Source organism: Streptomyces sp. NBC_00637, from assembly GCF_045161545.1.
Lineage (GTDB): Bacteria > Actinomycetota > Actinomycetes > Streptomycetales > Streptomycetaceae > Streptomyces.
This window is the reverse complement of the sequence record NZ_CP109046.1, coordinates 4,462,004-4,483,579: the sequence shown is the minus strand read 5'-3', so window position 1 is coordinate 4,483,579 and position 21,576 is coordinate 4,462,004. Positions and strand designations below refer to the sequence as shown.

At 70.4% G+C, this 21,576-nt stretch carries 17 protein-coding genes, 6 tRNA genes and 1 riboswitch; of the genes, 10 read left to right on the top strand and 13 right to left on the bottom strand.

Translation table 11 applies throughout. From position 1 onward, the window contains the following. Positions 1-39: 39 nt before the first annotated feature. From OG440_RS19695 to OG440_RS19685, 3 genes are all read right to left on the bottom strand, one after another. Positions 40-1,062 carry a M23 family metallopeptidase gene (locus OG440_RS19695; RefSeq protein ID WP_406008114.1) on the bottom strand — a complete coding sequence of 341 codons (1,023 nt, stop codon included), beginning with the start codon at positions 1,060-1,062 and terminating at the stop codon, positions 40-42. Between the two features lie 7 nt (positions 1,063-1,069). After that, positions 1,070-1,238: riboswitch (cyclic di-AMP (ydaO/yuaA leader) on the bottom strand. 313 nt (positions 1,239-1,551) lie between these two features. Then, positions 1,552-1,625: transfer RNA gene (locus tag OG440_RS19690), tRNA-Met, on the bottom strand. A 71-nt stretch (positions 1,626-1,696) separates the two neighbouring features. Beyond that, positions 1,697-2,824: a dihydrofolate reductase family protein gene (locus OG440_RS19685; RefSeq protein ID WP_406008113.1), complete on the bottom strand. Its 1,128-nt coding sequence runs from the start codon at positions 2,822-2,824 to the stop codon at positions 1,697-1,699. A 148-nt stretch (positions 2,825-2,972) separates the two neighbouring features. On the opposite strand from OG440_RS19685, the gene OG440_RS19680 reads away from it, so the two are divergent. Then, positions 2,973-3,497 carry a MarR family winged helix-turn-helix transcriptional regulator gene (locus tag OG440_RS19680; protein ID WP_406008112.1) on the top strand — a complete coding sequence of 175 codons (525 nt, stop codon included), beginning with the start codon at positions 2,973-2,975 and terminating at the stop codon, positions 3,495-3,497. A gap of 244 nt (positions 3,498-3,741) precedes the next feature. Next, a complete protein-coding gene (gene ribA / locus OG440_RS19675; RefSeq protein ID WP_406008111.1) occupies positions 3,742-4,383 on the top strand; it encodes a GTP cyclohydrolase II in 642 nt (213 codons plus the stop codon). Here the strand turns inward: ribA and OG440_RS19670 are convergent. The 3 genes from OG440_RS19670 to OG440_RS19660 are packed head-to-tail and all read right to left on the bottom strand — an operon-like array spanning position 4,361 to position 6,331. Beyond that, entirely contained in the window at positions 4,361-5,092 is a 732-nt protein-coding gene (locus OG440_RS19670; RefSeq protein WP_406008110.1) for an NUDIX domain-containing protein, read from the bottom strand. The genes ribA and OG440_RS19670 overlap by 23 nt on opposite strands. Next, positions 5,089-5,481, bottom strand: a complete 393-nt coding sequence (locus OG440_RS19665) for a DUF4406 domain-containing protein (protein ID WP_406011397.1) — start codon at positions 5,479-5,481, stop codon at positions 5,089-5,091. Before OG440_RS19665 ends, OG440_RS19670 begins: the two co-directional genes overlap by 4 nt. A gap of 46 nt (positions 5,482-5,527) precedes the next feature. Beyond that, positions 5,528-6,331, bottom strand: a complete 804-nt coding sequence (locus OG440_RS19660) for a DeoR/GlpR family DNA-binding transcription regulator (protein WP_406008109.1) — start codon at positions 6,329-6,331, stop codon at positions 5,528-5,530. Between the two features lie 471 nt (positions 6,332-6,802). Here OG440_RS19660 and OG440_RS19655 point away from each other — a divergent pair, with 471 nt between their 5' ends. Then, complete coding sequence (locus OG440_RS19655; RefSeq protein ID WP_406008108.1) at positions 6,803-7,162, top strand: hypothetical protein; 360 nt, start codon at positions 6,803-6,805, stop codon at positions 7,160-7,162. Positions 7,163-7,272: 110 nt separating this feature from the next. On the opposite strand, the gene OG440_RS19650 is transcribed toward OG440_RS19655, so the two are convergent. The 5 genes from OG440_RS19650 to OG440_RS19630 form a co-directional block, all read right to left on the bottom strand. Next, a tRNA-Lys gene (locus tag OG440_RS19650) sits at positions 7,273-7,345 on the bottom strand. Between the two features lie 100 nt (positions 7,346-7,445). Further along, a complete protein-coding gene (locus OG440_RS19645; protein ID WP_406008107.1) occupies positions 7,446-8,999 on the bottom strand; it encodes an amino acid permease in 1,554 nt (517 codons plus the stop codon). 165 nt (positions 9,000-9,164) lie between these two features. Beyond that, entirely contained in the window at positions 9,165-11,438 is a 2,274-nt protein-coding gene (locus OG440_RS19640; protein ID WP_406008106.1) for a DEAD/DEAH box helicase, read from the bottom strand. Between the two features lie 249 nt (positions 11,439-11,687). Next, a complete protein-coding gene (locus OG440_RS19635; protein WP_406008105.1) occupies positions 11,688-12,233 on the bottom strand; it encodes a hypothetical protein in 546 nt (181 codons plus the stop codon). A gap of 96 nt (positions 12,234-12,329) precedes the next feature. After that, a complete protein-coding gene (locus OG440_RS19630; protein ID WP_216377826.1) occupies positions 12,330-12,680 on the bottom strand; it encodes a metallopeptidase family protein in 351 nt (116 codons plus the stop codon). Between the two features lie 83 nt (positions 12,681-12,763). Between OG440_RS19630 and OG440_RS19625 the strand changes: the two genes are divergently transcribed. The 7 genes from OG440_RS19625 (at position 12,764) to OG440_RS19595 (ending at position 19,376) form a co-directional block, all read left to right on the top strand. Next, positions 12,764-14,371, top strand: coding sequence for a metallophosphoesterase (locus OG440_RS19625; protein WP_406008104.1), 1,608 nt, complete (start codon positions 12,764-12,766; stop codon positions 14,369-14,371). Positions 14,372-14,451: 80 nt separating this feature from the next. Then, positions 14,452-14,524 (top strand) — tRNA-Glu (locus OG440_RS19620). A gap of 38 nt (positions 14,525-14,562) precedes the next feature. Beyond that, positions 14,563-14,637: transfer RNA gene (locus tag OG440_RS19615), tRNA-Asp, on the top strand. A gap of 24 nt (positions 14,638-14,661) precedes the next feature. After that, positions 14,662-14,735: transfer RNA gene (locus OG440_RS19610), tRNA-Phe, on the top strand. Between the two features lie 116 nt (positions 14,736-14,851). Beyond that, positions 14,852-18,820: an ATP-dependent RNA helicase HrpA gene (gene hrpA / locus OG440_RS19605; protein ID WP_406008103.1), complete on the top strand. Its 3,969-nt coding sequence runs from the start codon at positions 14,852-14,854 to the stop codon at positions 18,818-18,820. A gap of 94 nt (positions 18,821-18,914) precedes the next feature. After that, positions 18,915-18,989 (top strand) — tRNA-Asp (locus OG440_RS19600). Between the two features lie 195 nt (positions 18,990-19,184). Further along, complete coding sequence (locus OG440_RS19595; protein WP_406008102.1) at positions 19,185-19,376, top strand: DUF6274 family protein; 192 nt, start codon at positions 19,185-19,187, stop codon at positions 19,374-19,376. 514 nt (positions 19,377-19,890) lie between these two features. On the opposite strand, the gene bldC is transcribed toward OG440_RS19595, so the two are convergent. Both bldC and OG440_RS19585 read right to left on the bottom strand, forming a co-directional pair. Continuing rightward, positions 19,891-20,097 carry a developmental transcriptional regulator BldC gene (gene bldC, locus OG440_RS19590; protein WP_003949541.1) on the bottom strand — a complete coding sequence of 69 codons (207 nt, stop codon included), beginning with the start codon at positions 20,095-20,097 and terminating at the stop codon, positions 19,891-19,893. 603 nt (positions 20,098-20,700) lie between these two features. Continuing rightward, positions 20,701-21,543: a hypothetical protein gene (locus OG440_RS19585; protein WP_406008101.1), complete on the bottom strand. Its 843-nt coding sequence runs from the start codon at positions 21,541-21,543 to the stop codon at positions 20,701-20,703. Positions 21,544-21,576: the final 33 nt, after the last annotated feature.

Below are 21,576 nucleotides of genomic sequence, written 5' to 3'. Positions count from 1 at the left end.
CGTCGGAGGTTGCCGTTCAGGGGCGCCGGAGGGTGCCGCTCAGGGGGTGAGGCCCTTGTCGCGCAGCCAGGCGGCCGGGTCGATGCCCTCGGCGCTGCCGCCGGGGTGGACCTCGAGGTGGAGGTGGGCCCCGGTGACGTTCCCGGTCGCGCCCACCCGGCCGATGACGTCACCGGTGGCGACCTTCTGGCCGACACTGACGCTGATCGACGACTGGTGGCAGAACCAGAGCTCGGTGCCGTCGTCCAGGGTCAGGATGGTGCGGTAGCCGTAGGAACCAGCCCAGCCCGCCTCGGTGATGGTGCCGCTGTGGACGGCCTTGATGAGCGTGCCCGTCGGCGCGGCGAAGTCGAGACCCGTGTGGTAGCCGGAGGACCAGAGCGAACCGGCCTGCCCGAAGGTCGAGGTGATGGTGTACGAGGAGGTCGGCAGCGTGTACTGCTTGGCCAGCTCGGCCAGGCGCGCGGTCTCGGCCTTCGCGGCGGCTTCCTCGGCGGCCTTCTTCTTCGCGGCGGCGGCCTTGGCCTCCGCCTCCTTCTCGGCCTTGGCGGCGGCGTCCGACTCGGCCTTGGCCGCCGCGGCGAGCGCCTTGACCTCGACCTGGGACTGCTGCGACTCGGCCTGCGCCATGATCCGGCTGCGCAGCGCCTCGCCGGCGTCGGCGGCGCTCTCGTCGGTGTCGACGGCGGCTTCGGAGCCGAAGCTCGCGAGGGCCGGCGCGGCTTCCGGGGCGGGCTCGTCGTCGGAGATGAGGGAGCCCACGTTGGGCAGGTCCGGCATCGAGATGGAGACAGGCGCCTTGCCGGTGTTGGCGCTGGCCATGCCACCGGCGCTGACCGCGGCTATGACGCCGACGCCGAGAACGGTGGAGCTGCGGGCGAATCCGCCGCCGCGCTGCTTGGCGACGCGGTGCTTGCCGCGCACCGGGCGAGTGGACTCCGCGGTGGGGTTCCACTCCTCCCAAGGTCCCTCGTCGGGGCGGTAACCGCCGAAGCCGAAGGTCTCGGTGGACCCCTGGCCGGGCGCGTACGGGGCCTCGGGGGCAGGCGGGTTGGACGCCACGCGGGCGCACTCCTTTCCTTCCGTCGCCTACCGGGTTAGCTGACGGGTTCGGAGCGGGAAGGTCTCCTACGCGCGTAAACCCCTTGTGGACTCAGCGAGTTCACAACGGCTTCCGCGTGATTCACCCCATGGTGGTGGTTCCCCGGTTCCCTTGCGGGATTCGGCACGTGCCGCACGGAGCCGACTCTGGTGCCGGCTGGGACGACCGCGCTGCGTTATCGAACGTTAATAGACCCGGGGGTGCGTTTCCAAGCCGTTCCTCTTGATCAACAACATTTCTGGCCTGGACTTTTGGGCTGGCAGCGGTGAAAAACGGGCGAGTTGACCGCGCGAGGCGATGCCCCGAAAACGCTTCATCAGTCACAGGAGCTTTGATGGTGACTCAGTTGTTATGCGCAGGGCGGTCGTCCGGTCACCCGGAGTGAGGGACGCGTCGGGGAACGCACCGAAGGCCGGAACCCTTTCGGATTCCGGCCTTCGACTTATCAGTAGCGGGGACAGGATTTGAACCTGCGACCTCTGGGTTATGAGCCCAGCGAGCTACCGAGCTGCTCCACCCCGCGGCGATGAACACAACTGTACGCCATCAGCGGGACGGAAAGCACATCGGTTGATCCACGGCGCCCCGGCGGCCTCAGAGGAGGTGCCGGTTCGGCCCCTTCGCCCGCTCCTCGTACTCGGGGAGCACGAGGACGTCGACGCCCTGGGCCGTCAGCAGACCGGTGCCGTCCGCCTCCGTGACGAAGGTGTCCGGCTCGCGCCAGGCCGTGACCACCCGGCGCACTCCCGCGTCGAGGATGAGGCGGGCGCAGGGGGCCGGACGGGAGGAGCGGCGGGCGCACGGTTCGAGGCTGCTGTAGACGGTGGCCGTGGGCAGCCGGGGGTCGGCGGGGTCGAGCTTCGCGAGGGCTGCCTCCTCGGCGTGCACGACCGGGTCGCCGGCCTCGCGGGAGTGGCCGCGCGCCAGTTCGGTGCCGTCGGAGGCCACGATCACGGCGCCGACGCTGAAAGCGGTCCGCGACGGTGGACAGTCGGCCGCGAGCGCGCAGGCGAGCGCCAGCCAGTGCCGGTCGGCCGCGGCCGGCAGCGGCCCGGCGCCGGGGGCGGTGGGCTCGTAGCGGTTCAGGACGACGTCCTCGATGCGCCGGGTCTCCACCAGGCGCAGCCGTCCGCCCTGGTAGCCGCCCGGGCCGAAGAGGCGGGGCGCGGCCGGGTCGCCGACGAACAGCGGGGCGAGGACCAGCTGGAGTTCGTCGGCGAGACCCTGCCGGAGCAGCTGGGTGTGGACGGTTCCCCCGCCCTCGACCATGAGCCGCCGTACGCCGCGCACGTCGTGGAGGTGTTCGAGGAGGCGGCGCCAGTCCAGTGCGGGGCCGAGCGGGACGGCGTCCGCGGCGATACCGAGCGCGCGCACCCGCTCGGCGCCCTTGTCCGTCGTGTACACGACCTTCTCGCCACCCGTGTGCCAGAAGTTCGCCGCCGGGTCCAGTTCGCCGGAGCCGCTGACGGTGACCTTGAGGGGGTACGGCGGCAGCCCGGCGGCCACCCGGGCGGCGCGGCGCTCGGGGGAGTTCACGAGGAGCCGGGGGTTGTCGGCGCGGATGGTGCCGGCGCCGATGAGAATGGCGTCGACGGAGGCCCGTACCTCGTCGACACGGTCGAAGTCGGCGCGGCCGGAGAGGAGCAGGCGCTCGGGCGTGGTGTCGTCCAGGTAGCCGTCGAGGGAGACGGCGGCGGACAGCAGGACGTACGGGTACGGCATCGACGCGGCTCCCCGGGCTCGGTCCGACGGCGGTTGGTCGGCGTCGGAACGATGGTTGGACGACGGTTGGACGGCGGTCCGACAACGGTTCGACAGCGGCCTGGCGGCCGGACTTGGTTCAAGTTTGAAACAAACCTACACTGGGTGTATGACGACTCGCTGGCTCACCCCCGAGGAGCAACGCGCCTGGCGCGCGTTTGTCGCCGGTTACCTCCTCCTCGACGACGCGATCGACCGGCAGCTCCAGCAGGAGGCCGGCATGCCCCATCTGTACTACTCCATCCTCGCCAACCTCTCCGACCTGCCCGAACGGCGGCTGCGGATGACCGACCTCGCGGAGCGGCTGAAGATCACCCGCAGCCGGCTGACCTACGCGGTGTCCCGGCTGGAGAAGGACGGGCTGGTGCGGCGCGAGGACTGCGCGTGGGACAAGCGCGGCAGCGTCGCGGTCCTGACGGACGAGGGTATGACGGTGCTGGAGAACGTGGCGCCCGGCCATGTCGAGACGGTCCGCACGGCCCTGTTCGACCGGCTCACCCCCGAGCAGGTGGGACAGCTGGAGGAGATCTTCACGCAGGTCGCACGCGGGTTCCAGGGGGACGACGGCGGCGAGACGGCCCCGGAGGACCTCCCGTGGCGCCGACGCTCGTCACCCTGCTCCGGAACCCCGTGACCACGAGCCCCCCGTGACCGCGAATCCGTAAACCCATGGGCCCCTGAGCCGATGAGCCCATGCGCCGGTGAGCCCCCCGAGTCCGTGAGCGGCGAGCAGTGAGGGGGCATGTGGGGCATCGCAAACCAGTTGCTTCAAATTTAAAGCATGGGGTAGGGTCTCGACTCGTTGGATCTGCTTCAAATCTGAAGCACAAGGTGGCCCGGCGCCGCCTTGTCACCGTCCTCCGGACCCGGGAGCCCGCATGCCCGACACCCCCGCCGCCACCCCGCGCGCCCGCGTCCGGGTACCGCTGCGCTTCCCCGACGGCTACTCCGTCGACGCCGAACTGGTCACCTTCCACGGCCTCTCCGACGGCCAGGAGCACGTCGCCGTCGTCCTCGGCGAGCCGGCGCCCGGCGCCACCCCCCTGGTCCGGCTGCACTCCGAGTGCCTGACCGGCGACGTCTTCGGCTCCGCCCGCTGCGACTGCGGGCCCCAACTGCGCGAGGCCGTCGAGCGCATCGCCGGGACCGGCGGCGTCCTGCTCTACCTCCGCCAGGAGGGCCGCGGCATCGGCCTCTACAACAAGCTCGACGCGTACGCCCTCCAGGACCAGGGCCTGGACACCTACGAGGCGAACGCCGCGCTCGGCCTGCCCGAGGACGACCGGGACTACACGGCCGCCGCCCAGATGCTGCGCGCCCTGGGCGTCACGAGCCTGGACCTGCTGTCCAACAACCCCGACAAGGCGGACCAGTTGCGGGGCCTGGGCATCGACGTCCAGAACCGTGTCCCGACCGGCGTCTTCACGACCCCGCACAACGTCCGCTACCTGCGCGCGAAGGTCCTCCAGACCCAGCACACGCTGCCGCTCGCCGACCTCACCGAGCTGAGCGTGGGCTGACCGCCGACGCCCCGAACGGGCCGTCCAGCGCGGCCCATTGGAGCAGCATGATGGTCTTCGCGTCCGCGATCGCGCCGGAGCGGACGAGGTCGAGGGCCTCGGCGAAGGGGAGTTCGACGACGGCGATGTCCTCGCCCTCGGCCGCCACGCCCGCCGTGTCAGCGCCGGGGACGGAGGCGTCGTAGGGGGCGGCGAAGAAGGCGAGGCGCTCGGTGACCGAACCGGGGCTCATGAACGCGTCGAAGACGTGCTCGACGTCGTGCACCGCCCGTCCGGTCTCCTCGGCCGCCTCGCGGCGGATCGCCTCGCGCGGGTCGTCGCCGTCCAGCAGCCCGGCGGCCGTCTCCAGCAGCATGCCGTCCGGATGCCCGTTGACGTATGCGGGCAGCCGGAACTGCCGGGTGAGCAGGACGGTACGGCGCTCGGCGTCGTAGAGCAGGATCGTGGCGCCGTCGCCCCTGTCGTACGTCTCGCGCTGTTCGCGGCTCCAGTGGCCGTCGCTGTGCCGGTAGTCGAAGGTGGTGCGGCGCAGGACGGACCAGTCGCAGGCGAGGACCTCGACGTCCACGACGCGGACCCGGTCGTTGCCGGTGAGGTCGCGTCCGTGGCGGTCCAGTCCGGTACGGCCGCGGGGGTCGGGGACGTCGATGCCGGGGATGCCGGGAGTGCCGGGCGCGGGGGCGGGCGGGGTGTCGACGTGCTCGGTCATCGGCGGCCTTCGGGGAGGGGGTCGGTGGCGTCGGCGGTGCGGGCGTCGGGAACGTCGGCGAGGTCGGCGTAGACCGGTTTGCCCTGGGCCCGGGCCCGCTCGGCCATCCGGTCCGCACCCGGTGACGGACCGCCGACGCGCAGGACCGCGTCGCAGCGGTCCAGCAGGCGTTCGGCGACGGGGTGGAAGAGCTCGTCGAAGAGCGGGTCGCCGGGGGCGGCGCCGCCCGCCGTCTCCAGCAGGGGCAGCGCGAGCGCCTCACCGGTGACGGGCAGGTGCCCGGCGCGGAAGAGGACGAGGGCGGTCTCGTTCATGGCCCTCACGTTGGCCGCGAGCTTCGCGGGGTCGTCGCCGGTGCCCGAACGGTACGGGCCGGCGACGAGGATCATCAGCGGTTTCACGGGGTCTCCTGGGGCGGTTCGGGCCGGGGCGGGTTCAGGCCAGCCGGGTCTCGACGCCGGCGTCGCGCAGGGCGTCCAGGGTCTGCGGGCCGCCCGGATGGGTGGCGGGGTCCGCCGCGGCGGCGTCGGTGACGAAGGAGTGCACGGCGTCGAGGGGGGCGACCTGGCTGAACGCGCGCACGCCCAGCTTGGTGGCGTCGGCGACGGCGACCGTACGGGCCGCCTGGCCGAGCCCGACCTGCTTCACTGCCGCGTCCTCGAGGGAGAACTCCGACCAGCCGTGCGTGGCGTGCACCCCGCCGATCGACATCACGAACACGTCGAAGGCCAGAGACTCGAGGGTGCGCAGGGCCAGCGGTCCGACGAGGGACCGCTCACCCGGGCGGGACCGGCCGCCGACGACCAGCAGGTCGATGCCGGGCCGGTCGGCCAGCCGCAGCGCCGCCTGGAGACTGAGCACGGCGACGGTCAACGGGCCCCGCGCGGCGAGGTGTTCCGCCACGTGCACGGTCGTGGTCCCGGCGTCCAGCAGCACCCGTGACCCCGGCTCGACGAGTCCGGCGACGGCCGCGCCGAGCCGGTCCTTCGTCGCCGTCTGCCATGCCTGCCGGGCCTCGAAGCCGCCACCCTCCTCGCGCGGGCGCCCGGGGACGGCCCCACCGTGCACCCGCCGCACCAGCCCCTGCCGCTCCAGCACGTCCAGGTCCCGGCGCACGGTCATCTCCGAGACCCCGAGCCGCTGCGCGAGCTCGGCGACGGAGACCCGCGCCTGTCCTTGGTCCTGGCCGTGCCCCTGGACGAGGCGGAGGGTCAGGTCGAGACGGTCTGCGACATCCATGACGACATTTCTACCACGCCCATGTTCGAATGAACATCGATCTGTTCACTCGCCTCGTCTCCGCACACGTCAGGGGCCCCGGTGTCCTACGACACCGGGGCCCCTGAGGAATCGCACCACCGCCCGCCGGTCCTGGCGCTGCACCGGCTGCGGCACTGCGGGTACTGCCACCGCGTCGACCGCGGTTCCACTCGCGGCGTCCCCTCATCACTGCGGGCCGCCCGGCCCGGCCGTCAGTCCCGTCGCCGTCCTGCAACCACCTGGCTTCGACACTCCACCGCCGTAGCGTCATGCACCTGCTGTGCCCGGCAGTTCGTGTCTGCCCGGCCTTGGTCGATCTCCGTTACGAGAGAAACCATAGGCGGAGGAGCTCCCAATGTCTACTCTGACAAGAACAGATTTTGGGGTGCTCGGCGATGAGGTATCCCCGTCGCTCGGCCCAGGACGGGTCGGTGCATAGAATCCGATCTCATGCCGAAGCCTGACGAGCTGATCGTTGACATCGCCGCCCTCGTGGAATCCGAGCAGAGCAATCAGATGCCCCTGACCGTCGTCACCGGTGGTGCTGTCATCACCGGTCGACTGGCTCCCGAAGCCACGTGGCGGCAGCGCGTGTCGGAGGTGCTGACGGACTCCGCCCGCCTGGGCGAGTTCTCCGCCGTCTTCGACACCCCCGTGAAGAGGGACGGGCCGCCCACACATCTGCACTTCCATGTCGCCCGGATCCTCCAGGGCACGGTGGGGATCCCCGAGACGGGCGGGATGTACCGCGTCGCGATCGAGGACGTCAGCGCCTGGACCGTCGGGGACTTCAGCTACTCCGACCACTGACGCCCCGCACGCCCCCTCACGCGCGAAACGGAAGCAGCGCCCGGGTCGACCGAAGTCGACCGGGCGCTGCTTCACAGGCCGGAACGGGATGTCCCCCGCCCCGTCACCGGTAGGCCCTGTGGGACTCGAACCCACAACCAATGGATTAAAAGTCCACTGCTCTGCCAATTGAGCTAAGGGCCCAGGCGATGTTGCCTCCCCGAGCATAGCCGGACGTGGCCGTGTCTCCGATCGGGTATCGGAGACACGGGCGCGCCGGACGACGTGAAGCGATCGAGTTCGGTCACGGGTCGGGCAGTTCGGCGGGCGCCCCCGCCCGTGACGCCTCGCGGGCGATGGTCCGTTCGTGCTCGGGGTTGAGGAACCAGTTCCGTGCGGAGACCTGCCACCACACCCCCGCGAATCCCAGCACCACGAGGACGGCGACCGGGGCGTAGTTGAAGGTCTCCCAGGTGACCGGGGAGACCTGGGGCAGCATGAACAGGACGGTGATGACGACCACCCACGCCACCGACACCACGCCGATCACCTTCGACCAGCGGCCCAGGTGCCACGGTCCCCGCGCGAAGGACTCGCCCTTGCGCACGCGCAGCAGGGTCGGGATGACGTACGCGATGTAGAGACCGATGACAGCGATCGAGGTGACGGCCGCGTACGCGGTCACGTTGATCAGGTACGGCAGGCCCAGCACCAGCGCGCCGCCGGCGGCCAGCCAGACCGCCGCGACGGGCGTGCGGGTGCGCGGGCTGACCGTGTGCCAGATGTGCGAGTACGGCAGCGCGCCGTCCCTCGAGAAGGCGTAGATCATGCGGCTGTTGGCGGTCACCGACGCCATCCCGCAGAACAGCTGGGCGCCGATCACCACGAGCAGCAGCAGCTTGCCGGCGGTCGCGCCGAGCGCGTCGAGCAGGATCTGGGCGGGCGGCGCGCCGGTCGGGGAGGCGAGCGCGGCGTCGTAGGACTGGATGGCGTACGTGAAGCCGAGCAGCAGGACGAAGCCCGCGATCCACGAGGTCCAGATGGACTGCACGATGCCCTTCGGGCCCGCGGTGGACGCGTCGTGCGTCTCCTCGGTCATGTGGGCGGAAGCGTCGTACCCGGTGAAGGTGTACTGGGCCATCAGCAGGCCCAGCAGGACGACGTACACCCCGCTGCCCCAGCCGGTGTTGTTCACGAACTCGCCGAACACGAAGGACGTCGACTGGTGCTTGTCGGGGACGAAGGCCAGCGCCCCGACGATGACGCCCACGCCCAGCACGTGCCACCACACGCTCACGCTGTTGAGGAGGGCGACGATCCGCACCCCGAAGGTGTTCAGCAGGCCGTGCAGCACCAGGATCCCGGCGAAGAGCAGGACCGTCCGGCCGGGTGTCACCTCGAAGTCGAACTGGAGGTTCAGGTAGGCGCCGAGGAAGGACGCGGCCCCGAAGTCGATTCCCGCGGTCACCGCCACCTGGCCCAGCACGTTGAACCAGCCCGTGAACCAGGCCCAGGCCGCCGCCGATCGCGGGGGCGCCAGCCGGTGCGCCCAGAAGTACAGGCCCGCCGACGTCGGGTAGGCCGAACAGATCTCGGCCATGGACAGGCCGACGAACAGGGTCATCAGCCCCACGGCGACCCAGCCCCAGATCATCACCGCCGGGCCGCCCGTGTTCATGCCGAACAGGTACAGCGTCAGGCAGCCCGACAGGACCGAGATGATCGTGAAGGAGACCGCGTAGTTGGAGAACGCCGACATGCGGCGGGCGAGGACCTGGGTGTAACCGAGCTGGGCCAGCAGCTCTTCGTCCGAGAGTTTCCCGGGAGCCGGCCGACCCACTGTGCCGTCATCTGTCATGCCCCCAGCAATTCCCATGCCGAGGGCGTGACACACGTCACAACTTGGCCAGAAAGTGCCCTTGCCGCTCCGGCGACCGACGTCGGCGGGTGCGGACGCACGAAAACGCCGTGGCCCCCACCGGTGTTCGGTGGGGGCCACGGCGTTCACTCACATGAGGTGACGTCAGCCGTTGCGCTTCCAGCGCGGCTTGTCGTCACGACGACCGGCCGTGCCGGAGCCGGAGCCGGTGCCACGGTGGTCGTCGCGACGGCCGAACGGGCGGTCGTGGCCGCCGGAGCGGAAGCCCGGGCGGTCGTCACGGCGGTCACGGTTGAACGGACGGTCGCTGCCACGGTGGGTGGAGGGACGCTCGTCGCGACGGTCGCGGTTGAAACCGCCGCCCGAGGGACGGTCGTCGCGGTTGAACCCGCCCGAGGGACGGTCGTCGCGGCGGAAACCACCGGAGGGACGCTCGTCACGACGGTCACGGTTGAAGCCGCCGCCCGAGGGACGGTCGTCGCGGCGGAAACCACCGGAGGGACGCTCGTCACGACGGTCACGGTTGAAACCGCCGCCCGAGGGACGGTCGTCACGGCGCTCGAAGGAGCGGCCGCCACGGTCGTCACGGCCGGCGCCGCCACGGTCGTCACGACGGTCGCGGTTGAAGCCACCGCGGTCGTCACGACGCTCGAAGGAGCGGCCACCGCGGTCGTCACGGCGGTCGTCGCGACGGAACCCGCCGCGCTCTCCGTCCCGACGGTCGCGGTTGAAGCCGCCACGGTCGTTGTCACGGCGCTCGAAGGAGCGGCCGCCACGGTCGTCGCGACGGTCGTCACGGCGCTCGTAGTTGCCCCGCTCGTCACGGCGCTGCCGCGGCTGCTCGTACGCGGGCTGCTCGGAGACCGCGGCCTCGGCCGGCGCCTCCGTCACGGTGTTCTGCTCGACGACCGCCTCGGCGGCCGCGACGACGGCCGCCTCCGGGTCCTCGCCACGCTCGCGCGCCACGCGGGCCACCAGACGGTCGGCCTCCTCGCGCAGCTCGGTCGCGCGCCGCTGCGCACGCTCCAGCTCCTTGGTGAGCTCGGAGACCTCACGCTCGGCCTGCTGCGCCGCGTTGCCCGCGGACTCGGCCTGGACCTCGGTCATCGACCGGGCGCCGGTGATCTCGGCGACCTCCGGCTCGAAGGCGGCGCCGCCCTGGATGATGTGACGCCCGGCGTCGACGCCCGCGTCCTCCATCAGCCGGAAGATCTGGCGGCGCTGGTGCGGCAGCGACAGGGAGACGACCGTGCCGGTGCGGCCGGCCCGGGCGGTGCGGCCCGCGCGGTGCAGGTAGTCCTTGTGGTCGCCGGCCGGGTCGACGTTGAGCACCAGGTCGATGCCGTCGACGTGGATGCCGCGGGCGGCCACGTCGGTCGCGACGAGCGCGTTGACGTAGCCCTTCTTGAAGTCCTCGAGCACGCGGGTGCGCGCGCCCTGCGTCATACCGCCGTGCAGCGCGTCGGCCTTCACACCGGAGTCGCAGAGCTGCTCGGCGATACGGTCGGCGCCGAGCTGGGTGCGGACGAAGATGATCGTGCGGCCCTTGCGGGAGGCGATCGCGGCGGTGACCGGCGCCTTGTCCTTGGGCTTCACGATCAGGATGTGGTGCGACATGGTCGTCACGTTGCCCTGGGCGCTGTCGACCTCGTGCGTGACGGGGTTGCTCAGGTAGCGCTTGACCAGCGTGGAGATCTCGTTCTCCATCGTGGCCGAGAACAGCATGCGCTGGCCGCCGCCGGGGATCTGGTCGAGCAGCTCGGTGACCTCGGGCAGGAAGCCCAGGTCGGACATCTGGTCGGCCTCGTCGAGGACGGCGACCTGGACGTTCTCGAGCGAGCAGGCGCCGCGGTTGATGAGGTCACGCAGGCGGCCCGGGGTGGCGACGAGGACGTCGACGCCGCGCTCCAGGGCGTACATCTGGTTGCTCATGGACGTACCGCCGCAGACGACCTTCATCTTCAGGCCGAGGACGTCGCCGTAGGGCTGAAGCGCGTCCGCGACCTGCATCGCGAGCTCACGCGTCGGCGTGAGGATGATGCCGCGGGGCTTCTTCTTGTCGGTGTGGCCGCCGGACAGCGACGACAGCAGCGGCAGACCGAAGGAGAGGGTCTTGCCGGAGCCGGTGCGGCCACGGCCGAGGATGTCCTTGCCGGCCAGGGCGTCCGGGATGGTCGCGGCCTGGATCGGGAAGGGGGCGGTCACGCCGTTCTGCGCGAGCTTGCGCACGACGCCCTCGGGCAGCCCGAGGTCGGCGAAGGTGAGTTCGGGGGCCTCGGGCGTCTCGATGACGGCCTCGACGGCCTCGACGACGGCCTCTGCGGCCTCGACGGTCTCGGTGACCGCGATCGCCTCGAGGGTGATCGGCTCGTCGTTGTTCTCGGACACGACGGAGTGATCAGTACTGGAAATGGACATGCGAATGCGAAACCTTCCGGAGTCTCAAGTCGGCACGCGCCCGTCAACTCCGTGTTCGCATTGCGCTACGACCGCCTCTATGCGGTCAGCCACGGCAAGGGAGAGAACGCGCCACACGGCGCGCTCTGCGGTGGCGCCGGGCAAATGGGATCAAACGATCTACCACTATAAGCACCCTGGCCACCGAAGGCAAACCGGGCCTCATCACCCCAGCTCAGCAGCCTCTTCGGACCCGAGCCGGAGGGTTTCCTAGGCGGGCTCGCCCGCCTCCGGCTCAGGTTCCGGTTCCCGGTCCGCCAGCTGCGCCGCCGCCCCGCCGTCGTCCTCGTGCGCCGAGGCCGACGGCTCGGCGACCGTCGGCTCCGGCGTGGGCGACGGCGGCTCCGGCGTGGGCGCGGGCGGTTCCGGATCCGGCGAGCGCGTGGGCGCGGGCGGCTGTGCCCCGGTGGGCGTCGGCGCCCCCGGCCGCTCGCTCTTCCCCGGCCGTACCGCCCCCGCCGAGGCCGGCGCGCTCCCGCCCGCCGACGGCGGAGCCGAGGCCGACGCCGAGGCGCTCGCGCCGGCCTTGCCGCCCTTCCCGTGCGCGTGCTTGCCGTCGCCGCCCGCCGCGCCCGGCCCGGAGCCGCCCCCCGCGCCCGCGGAGACGCCACCGGGGGCCTCACCGCCCCGCTGCCCCGCCGAGTGAGACGGTTCGGCCCGGCCGCCCTTCTCGTGCCCCACGCTCATACAGCCGGCGGCCGCGGCGACGGCCATGACCGTCGCGGCCAGACGAACGGGTACGTACAAGGGGCGCACGGGGCCACCTCCGGGGCAGACACAGGGAGTCGACCTGTCCAACTCCCGGCGCCCGCAAGAGGACACGCGCCGACGCGCGCTCCTGTGCCGTACGGCTCAGCCGTAGCCGAGGGCGTGCAGCCGCGCGTCGTCGATGCCGAAGTGGTGGGCGATCTCGTGCACCACCGTGACCTCCGTCTCCGCGACGACCTCCTCCCGCGTCTTGCACATCCGCAGGGTCGGCCCCCGGTAGATCGTGATCCGGTCCGGCAGCACACCGGCGTACCACTCCCCGCGGTCCGTCAGCGGGGTCCCCTCGTACAGCCCGAGCAGCTCGGGATCGTCCGCCGCCGGCTCGTCCTCGACGAACACCGCGACGTTGTCCATCAGCCGCGTCAACTCCGGCGGAATCCGGTCCAGCGCCTCGGCGACCAGTTCCTCGAACTCCTCGCGCGTCATCTCCAGCACAGGCCCATTGTCCGGTACGACGCGGCCGGGGGAGGTCACGAACCGACCGCATACCGAAGCCCGGACCGGGGCATAGGGCACCAATGGTCCGCGCCCGTCTCCCCACCGCAGTCCTGACAGTCCTCAAGCGTCCCCGGCCCGCCGGGCGCGGCAACCCGGTCCCCGAACTCGCCGCCCGGCCCAACCCCTGGATCCGCGCTCTCGGCCTCACCGGAGTCGTCCTCATCGGCGCCTGGCTCGGCCTGCTGATCGTCGGGGACGTCCGCGTGTCCGTCGGCCCCATGAACACGACGATGACCCTGCGCCCGTCCGTCACCGGCGGCACGAAGATCAACATCTCCCCGCTCGGCGCGCTCAGCCTGGACAGCCACATCGCCCCGGTCCGCCTCGACGTGAACGTCGACCAGCTCGACCCCGAGCGCTCCCAGGCCCTCGTCGACCACCCCGAACGTCTCTCCGGCCTCCAGGACGAGGTCGCCCGTGACATCGAGCACGGCACTCTCGACCTCGCGCTCCGCTCCTGCGTGGCCGTCGTCTCCGGCGCCACCGCGCTGGGCCTCGCCGTCTACCGCCGCCCCCGCCGCGCGCTGGCCGCCGGCGGTCTCGCCTTCGCCCTGCTGGCCGCCTCGGGCGCGACCGCGTACGCCACCTGGAACCCCAAGTCGGTGCTGGAACCACGGTTCTCGGGCCTGCTGTCCTCCGCGCCCTCGCTCGTCGGCAACGCGCGCAGCATCGTCACCGAGTTCGACGTCTACCAGCAGGAACTCGCCCGCCTGGTCACCAACGTGACCAAGCTCTACGACGTCACCTCCACGCTCCCCGCGTTCCAGCCGGACCCGACCACGGTCCGCGTCCTGCACGTGTCCGACATCCACCTGAACCCCGCGAGCTGGAAGATCATCGCCTCGCTCGTGGAGCAGTACAAGGTCGATGTCATCGTCGACTCCGGCGACACGATGGACCACGGTTCGGCGGCGGAGAACGGCTTCCTGGACCCCATCGCCACGCTGGGCGCGCCGTACGTCTGGGTCAGGGGCAACCACGACTCGCTCGTCACCCAGCGCTATCTGGAGGGCATGAAGAACGTGCACGTCCTCGACGACGGCCGCGCGGTCACCCTCGCCGGGCTGCGCTTCGCGGGTGTCGGCGACCCCCAGTTCACCCCCGACCGCTCCTCCGCGCCGGGCGCCGAGGAGTCCCAGGAGGCGGCGGGCGCCCGGCTGGCCGAGGCCCTGCGCGCGCAGCGGACCGCCGGCACCCCGGCGGACGTGGCCATCGCCCACGAGCCCTCCGCCGCCCGGGGAACGGACGGCGAGGTGCCTCTCGTCCTGGCCGGCCATCTCCACCACGAGGACATGGAGGTCATGAAGAAGGGCACCCGGCTGCGCGTCGAAGGCTCGACGGGCGGCAGCGGTCTGCGTGCCGTCGAGGGCAAGTACCCGGACCCCATCGAGGCGTCGATCCTGTACTTCGACCGCGACACCCGCCGCCTCCAGGCCTGGGACGAGATCAAACTCGGCGGCCTGGGCCTGACGACGGCCGAGGTCAGCCGCCATCTGCCGAAGGAGAACCTGCCCGGAGCCGTACCGTCCCCGAGCCCCTCCCCGACTCCCTCCCCCAGCCCGCCGCTCGGCCCGTCCGTCGGCCCCTCCGCGAGTCCCTCCGGAACCCCCTCCAGGACGGGCCCGTAAACCGTTTTGGCGATACCCCCCGCCATCCCATATGCTCATGACGTCCCCGACGCGCTGAGAAGCGCCCAGGCGGGCCGATAGCCCTCATCGTCTAGCGGCCTAGGACGCCGCCCTTTCAAGGCGGTAGCACGGGTTCGAATCCCGTTGGGGGCACGCAACACCGTGTGCGACACTGTCGTACACAACAGCTTGGTCCTGTGGAGCAGTTTGGAGTGCTCGCCACCCTGTCAAGGTGGAGGCCGCGGGTTCAAATCCCGTCAGGACCGCTGAGGTTTCACGTGAAACCTCGTGGCTGGGTAGCTCAGTTGGTACGAGCGATCGCCTGAAAAGCGATAGGTCGCCGGTTCGACCCCGGCCCCAGCCACAAGAACGAAAAACCCCCTCCGGGTGACCGGTGGGGGTTTTCGTCGCTGCGCGGAGGACGAGGCGGTCCAAAAGCACTCGCCCCTTCTTTCGCCGAGATGAGATCCTGGATCGCGTATGTCTACGCACCCCACTCCCGGCGCCTCCGCTCCGGGCACTCCCGCCCTCGGCGACCTCGCCCCCCGCCTGACCGAGCTGTCACTGCGCGACGCGCACCGGCTCGGGCGCAGGCTCGAAGGCGCGCGCAAGATCCGCAAGCCGGAGGCCCGTGCCGCCGTGCTCTCCGAGATCGAGGCGGAGGTCGCGCAGGTCGAGGAGCGCATGGCGCTGCGACGCGGCCGGGTACCGGTCGTCTCGTACCCCGAGCAGCTCCCGGTCAGCCAGAAGAAGGACGAGATCGCGGCCGCCATCCGTGATCACCAGGTCGTCATCGTCGCCGGTGAGACCGGGTCCGGCAAGACCACCCAGATCCCCAAGATCTGTCTCGAGCTGGGGCGTGGCGTCCGCGGCATGATCGGGCACACGCAGCCCCGGCGGATCGCCGCCCGCACCGTCGCCGAGCGGGTCGCGGAGGAACTCGCCACGCCCCTGGGCGAGGCCGTGGGCTGGAAGGTGCGGTTCACCGACCAGGTGAACCCGGACGCCACCTTCGTGAAGCTGATGACGGACGGCATCCTCCTCGCGGAGATCCAGACCGACCGTGAGCTGCGCGCGTACGACACGATCATCATCGACGAGGCCCACGAGCGGTCCCTCAACATCGACTTCCTGCTCGGCTACCTCGCCCAGCTGCTGCCGCGCCGCCCGGACCTCAAGGTCGTCATCACCTCGGCGACCATCGATCCGGAGCGCTTCTCCCGGCACTTCGGCGAAGCGCCGATCGTCGAGGTCAGCGGGCGGACGTACCCGGTGGAGGTCCGTTACCGGCCCCTCCTGGAAGAGGACTCCGAGGACGTCGACCGCGACCAGATCACCGCGATCACCGACGCCGTGGAAGAGCTGATGGGCGAGGGCAAGGGCGACATCCTCGTCTTCCTCTCCGGTGAGCGGGAGATCCGGGACACGGCCGACGCGCTGGAGAAGAAGAAGTACCGCTTCACGGAAGTGCTGCCCCTCTACGCCCGGCTCTCGCACGCCGAGCAGCACCGGGTCTTCCAGCAGCACACGGGCCGCAGGATCGTTCTGGCGACGAACGTGGCCGAGACGTCCCTGACCGTCCCGGGCATCAAGTACGTCATCGACCCCGGCTTCGCCCGCATCAGCCGCTACAGCCACCGCACCAAGGTCCAGCGTCTGCCCATCGAGGCGATCTCGCAGGCCAGCGCCAACCAGCGCAAAGGCCGCTGCGGCCGGACCAGCGACGGCATCTGCATCCGGCTGTACGACGAGGACGACTTCCTCGCGCGCCCGGAGTTCACGGACGCGGAGATCCTCCGTACGAACCTGGCGAGCGTCATCCTCCAGATGACCGCGGCCGGCCTCGGCGACATCGAGAAGTTCCCCTTCATCGACCCGCCGGACCACCGCAACATCCGCGACGGCGTGCAGCTGCTCCAGGAACTGAACGCGCTGGACCCGTCCGAGAAGGACCCCCGCCGCCGGCTCACCCAGACCGGCCGCAAGCTGGCCCAGCTGCCCGTCGACCCGCGCCTCGCCCGGATGGTCCTGGAGGCCGACAAGAACGGCTGTGTGCGCGAGGTCATGGTGATAGCCGCCGCGCTGTCCATCCAGGACCCGCGCGAGCGCCCGGCCGACAAGCAGACCCAGGCCGACCAGCAGCACGCCCGCTTCAAGGACGAGACCAGCGACTTCCTCGCCTATCTCAACCTCTGGCGGTACGTCCGCGAGCAGCAGCGCGAGCGCGGCTCGTCGTCCTTCCGCCGGATGTGCAAGCAGGAGTACCTGAACTTCCTGCGCATCCGCGAGTGGCAGGACATCTACACACAGCTCCGCACGGTCGCCAAGCAGATGGGCATCCATCTGAACGAGGACGACGCGCCCGAGCAGAGTGTCCATGTCTCGCTCCTCGCCGGTCTGCTGTCGCACATCGGCATGAAGGATGTGAAGGACGGCAACAAGAACGAGTATCTGGGCGCGCGCAGCGCCAAGTTCGCGATCTTCCCGGGGTCGTCCCTCTTCAAGAAGCAGCCGCGCTTCGTGATGTCCGCCGAACTGGTGGAGACGAGCCGTCTGTGGGCCCGCGTCAACGCGAAGATCGAACCGGAGTGGGTCGAGCCGCTCGCCGGGCACCTGCTCAAGCGGACGTACAGCGAGCCGCGCTGGGAGAAGGACCAGGCCGCCGTGATGGCGGACGAGAAGGTGACGTTGTACGGCGTCCCGATCATCGCCCAGCGGAAGGTCAACTACGGCCGGATCGACCCGGAGACCTCCCGCGACCTGTTCATCCGCAACGCGCTGGTCGAGGGCGACTGGCGCACCCACCACAAGTTCTTCGCCGACAACCGCCGGCTCCTCGGCGAGGTCGAGGCGCTGGAGCACCGTGCCCGGCGCCGGGACATCGTGGTGGACGACGAGACGCTGTTCGACTTCTACGACCAGCGGGTGCCCGAACACGTCGTGTCCGGCGCGCACTTCGACTCGTGGTGGAAGCACAAGCGGCACGAGCAGCCCGACCACCTGGACTTCGAGCGGGAGATGCTCATCCGGGAGTCGGCGGAGGCGGTCACCAAGGCCGACTATCCGGACTCCTGGCGGCAGGGTCAGCTGAAGTTCCGGGTGACCTACCAGTTCGAGCCGGGCGCGGACGCGGACGGTGTGACCGTCCACATCCCGCTCCAGGTCCTCAACCAGGTCACGGACGAGGGCTTCGACTGGCAGATCCCGGGTCTGCGCGAGGAGGTCGTCACGGAGCTGATCCGTTCCCTCCCCAAGCCGATCCGCCGCCACTACGTACCGGCGCCGAACTTCGCGAAGCGTTTCCTGGACCAGGCGGGGCCCCTCCAGGAGCCGCTCACCACGACCATGGCGCGTGAGCTGAAGCGCATGGTCGGCGTCCCGTTCGAGGCCGACGACTTCGACTGGTCGCGGCTCCCCGACCACCTGCGGATCACCTTCCGGATCGTCGACGAGCGGCGCCGCAAGCTGGCCGAGGACAAGGACCTGGAGACCCTGAAGCTCCGGCTGAAACCGAAGGCGCGGCAGGCCATCTCGCAGGCGGCCGCTGCCATCGCCGAACGGCAGGGCGGCGAGTCCCTGGAGCGTTCGGGCCTGACGGACTGGACGATCGGCACGCTCGCCCGGGTCTTCGAGACCCGCCGCGCGGGCCAGCCGGTGAAGGCCTATCCGGCGCTCGTCGACGACGGGGACACGGTGTCCGTGCGCCTGTTCGACACGGAGGCGGAGCAGGCGGAGGCGATGTGGAAGGGCACGCGCCGGCTGATCCTGCGCACCATCCCGGTCAACCCGGCAAAGTTCGCATCCGAGAAGCTGACGAACGCCCAGAAGCTCGCGCTGTCCGCGAATCCGCACGGTTCGATCCAGGCGCTGTTCGACGACTGCGCGATGGCGGCGGCGGACCGGCTCATCGCCGACTTCGGCGGTCCGGCCTGGGACGAGGAGTCGTACCGGAAGCTCTACGACAAGGTCCGCGCGGAGATCGTCGACACGACGGTGCGGACGGTCGGACAGGTGCAGCAGGTATTGGCCGCCTGGCAGGCCTGTGAGCGCCGTCTGAAGGGCGTGCGCAGCCCCGTGCTGCTCGCGAACCTGGCGGACGTACGGAAACAGCTGGACGCCCTCGTGAAGCCCGGCTTCGTGACGTGGGCGGGGCTGCGCCGGCTGCCCGACCTCATGCGCTACCTGGTGGCCGCGGACCGACGACTCCAGCAGATGCCGACCGGCGTCCAGCGGGACACCAGCCGCATGGAGAAGGTCCACGAGATGCAGGACGAGTACGCGTGGCTGCTGGAGCAGCTGCCGCCGGGCCGGCCGGTTCCCCAGCAGGTCCTGGACGTCCGCTGGATGATCGAGGAGCTCCGGGTCAGCTATTTCGCCCACGCGTTGGGCACGGCGTACCCCGTCTCCGACAAGCGGATCGTGAAGGCGATCGACGCGCTGGCGCCGTAACGGCACCCGCACGGAGGGTGAGTTCGACCGGCGGGCTCACCCTCCTGTACAGTCCTTCTCGCAGCGCAACGCAACATCAAGTGCCGCAAAACCTGGTCCTGTGGAGCAGTTTGGAGTGCTCGCCACCCTGTCAAGGTGGAGGCCGCGGGTTCAAATCCCGTCAGGACCGCAGTGAACGAGTGAGGCCCGCTTCCCGTCGAGGGACGCGGGCCTCACTCGTTCCCCGACCGGAGCCCGGATCCTCGGATCCGGGCTCTTCGCGTCGGTCTGTGGACGTTGTCCGCCGGTCTCTTGACGCCGCCACGTTCCGCCGGTACCCCAGAAGCCAGGGCCCGTTCCCGCGCGGCCCGGACGGAGGTGGGGCATGGCGGCATCGGTCAGGCACGAGACGCGGGCTCTGCTTCGCGCACACCTGTCGGCCGCGACCCCTTACCGGCATCTGACCCGCCACTGCCCGATCTGCCACCGCTTACTGCGCCTGGCGATGGACGGCGCCCCACGGGGCACACAGGCCCCCGAGGGGGCCGCGGAGGGCGAGAGCCCCTCGACGGCGTGAACCGCGCCCTCACGTCCGCCGGCCGCACCCGCGCTCGCGTTCGTACGCGCGCCCGCACTCGACGGCACCCCGACCGCCAACGGCCGTACCCGCGTGGGGCGCTGGAACGCGAGCCTCCTCTAGCGCACACGAGTCAGGGGCAACAAGGCCCCTGGCATGTGACGGGTGTCACGGCATGAGTTTTCAAAACCCGGGTTCTTACCAGGCTCCTACAACTGGTCAATTTTATATGTGCAATTGCACCACTCCGGAGGATGCCCCCAGGAACCCTCCCAGAGCCTCCCCAGACTCCGACAAGCCCGCTCACAGAGCCACCTGATACGACTCGCCGAGCGCTCCCGAGCCGTCTCAAGCGCACAAAAAAGATCGCGCCGGACTCGGCGGAGTCCAGCGCGATCGACGACGTTCCCGGTGGGCGAGGGGCCTGTTGGGGCAGGACCCACGTCGCTTGCAGCTAGGTTTCGGGCGTCCGAACAGGTTGGGGGACCTGACGTGTTGCCCGGTTATTCACTTGTCAGGCCTCGCTGCGCTGCTGCGGGATACCCGCAAGCAGTGCGCGAACCTCGGCCTCGCGATAACGGCGGTGTCCGCCGAGCGTACGAATCGACGTGAGCTTGCCGGCCTTCGCCCACCGCGTGACCGTCTTAGGGTCGACGCGGAACATGGTGGCGACCTCAGCCGGGGTCAGCAGCGGCTCAGCATCAGGGGTGCGAGCGGTCATGAGCGGCCTCCTCGGGAGAACCGAACCTTCTCGGTTCTTTCCTCTAAATTCTGCACCTTGACCCGCGTTGCCCGAAATGGCGGACGCGAGTCGAGTCGGTTATAGGACGAACGGCTTGTCCTCGGCACTACAACTACACCATCTGTCCAGCCGCGTCGGCCAAACCGATGGAATTGCCCCCCAGGTGTTCATCGGCGACGGAAGCCGATGGACCATGCCATAGCGGACAGTCACGCCACTGTGACGATCAGTCACAGGACGATCAGGAGGCACCAGACCCCCCAAAGCGCTGCAATGCTGAGATTTCCCCCCACAGTGGAACATAAGCAGGCGGACGGAGCCCTCCCCGGACTCCTTGTCCTATTTTGGCACGAGGAGGGGCAAGCGACGCAAGGGCCGTGTACGTGCGTTCCATCACCCTTGCGACATAAGCCCGGATCGGGACCTACGTCCCGTCAGTTCCGTGAAGTGCGGTTGACCGTACGCTGTTCCACTGCTTCACGGCCGTGACGTACGTCACTAATGAAAGCGCTGTCGCGTCTGTCACATCGTCAGTTCACAGCGAGTCCGCGGCGCCGACGGCTCGCGGACCTGCGGCGGCCGTCAGTTCGCCGAACGCCGCTCGCGTGCCGACCGCCACCGCTCCACGAGCCGCCCATAGGCCTCGCCCGCCGCCGCGCCGTCCCCGATCCGCAGCGCCTCGATGCCCTCGGCCACGTCCCTGGCCGAGTGATCGTCCTCGAGATCACCGGCGGGCAGCACGTGCACCAGACCGCCGTAATCCAGTTCCACCAGCGAACGCGGGTGGAATTCCTCGAGCCAGCGCCCCACGTCCAGCAGGCCCTCGATGAGGGGCCCCTCGTCCATGGCGTCCTTCAGCGTCCGCAGCGACCGGGCCACCCGCCGCCGCGCCTGCACCATCGGTGTGCGGTAGCGCAGCACGGGCGCCACCTCCGCCGTCCCCTTCTCGTACTCCCGCTCCTCGTCGGAGACGAGGACGAACCAGTTCAGCGGCACCTGCCAGACGGCCGTACGGATCCAGGGGCGGGCGTCGGGGTGGCTTTCCAGCCACCGCTCGTGGTCCTTGGCGGCCTCAAGACGCACTACCTCGGGCAGCGCCGCGTCCAGGACCGGCCGGGGCAGCTCCTCGTCCAGGTCCGCCAGGGCCAGCCAGCCGCGCAGCCGGGTGCGCCAGGGGCAGACGCAGAGCGCCCCGTCCACCCGGGCCAGGAAAGCGTCACCGCTCTCGTGCACCGGCACCGCGACCGGTGGGGTGGGCAGCAGGTCGGCCAGGGAACGGCGCAGTTCGTCCTGGTAGGAGGGGAGGTCGGAGCGGTCGGCGTAGCGCGCCCAGTGGGTGCGCTCGGGCTCGGGGAAGGCGGCCAGCGGCTCGTACACGCGCAGATAGACCGCGTACGGAACGATCACCGAGGACACCTTGGGCACGCCTGCTCCCTCCCCCTTCGGCCGATCGGGAAA

What these genes read in the sequence shown, in the direction of transcription:
- OG440_RS19645 (WP_406008107.1), bottom strand. Translation starts at nt 8,999, where the DNA reads ATGACAGATGACGGCACAGTGGGTCGGCCGGCTCCCGGGAAACTCTCG.
- OG440_RS19660 (WP_406008109.1), bottom strand. Translation starts at nt 6,331, where the DNA reads ATGGATGTCGCAGACCGTCTCGACCTGACCCTCCGCCTCGTCCAGGGG.
- bldC (WP_003949541.1), bottom strand. Translation starts at nt 20,097, where the DNA reads ATGACCGCTCGCACCCCTGATGCTGAGCCGCTGCTGACCCCGGCTGAG.
- OG440_RS19665 (WP_406011397.1), bottom strand. Translation starts at nt 5,481, where the DNA reads ATGATCCTCGTCGCCGGCCCGTACCGTTCGGGCACCGGCGACGACCCC.
- OG440_RS19685 (WP_406008113.1), bottom strand. Translation starts at nt 2,824, where the DNA reads ATGCCGTACCCGTACGTCCTGCTGTCCGCCGCCGTCTCCCTCGACGGC.
- OG440_RS19640 (WP_406008106.1), bottom strand. Translation starts at nt 11,438, where the DNA reads ATGTCCATTTCCAGTACTGATCACTCCGTCGTGTCCGAGAACAACGAC.
- ribA (WP_406008111.1), top strand. Translation starts at nt 3,742, where the DNA reads ATGCCCGACACCCCCGCCGCCACCCCGCGCGCCCGCGTCCGGGTACCG.
- hrpA (WP_406008103.1), top strand. Translation starts at nt 14,852, where the DNA reads ATGTCTACGCACCCCACTCCCGGCGCCTCCGCTCCGGGCACTCCCGCC.
- OG440_RS19680 (WP_406008112.1), top strand. Translation starts at nt 2,973, where the DNA reads ATGACGACTCGCTGGCTCACCCCCGAGGAGCAACGCGCCTGGCGCGCG.
- OG440_RS19655 (WP_406008108.1), top strand. Translation starts at nt 6,803, where the DNA reads ATGCCGAAGCCTGACGAGCTGATCGTTGACATCGCCGCCCTCGTGGAA.
- OG440_RS19670 (WP_406008110.1), bottom strand. Translation starts at nt 5,092, where the DNA reads ATGACCGAGCACGTCGACACCCCGCCCGCCCCCGCGCCCGGCACTCCC.
- OG440_RS19595 (WP_406008102.1), top strand. Translation starts at nt 19,185, where the DNA reads ATGGCGGCATCGGTCAGGCACGAGACGCGGGCTCTGCTTCGCGCACAC.
- OG440_RS19625 (WP_406008104.1), top strand. Translation starts at nt 12,764, where the DNA reads ATGGTCCGCGCCCGTCTCCCCACCGCAGTCCTGACAGTCCTCAAGCGT.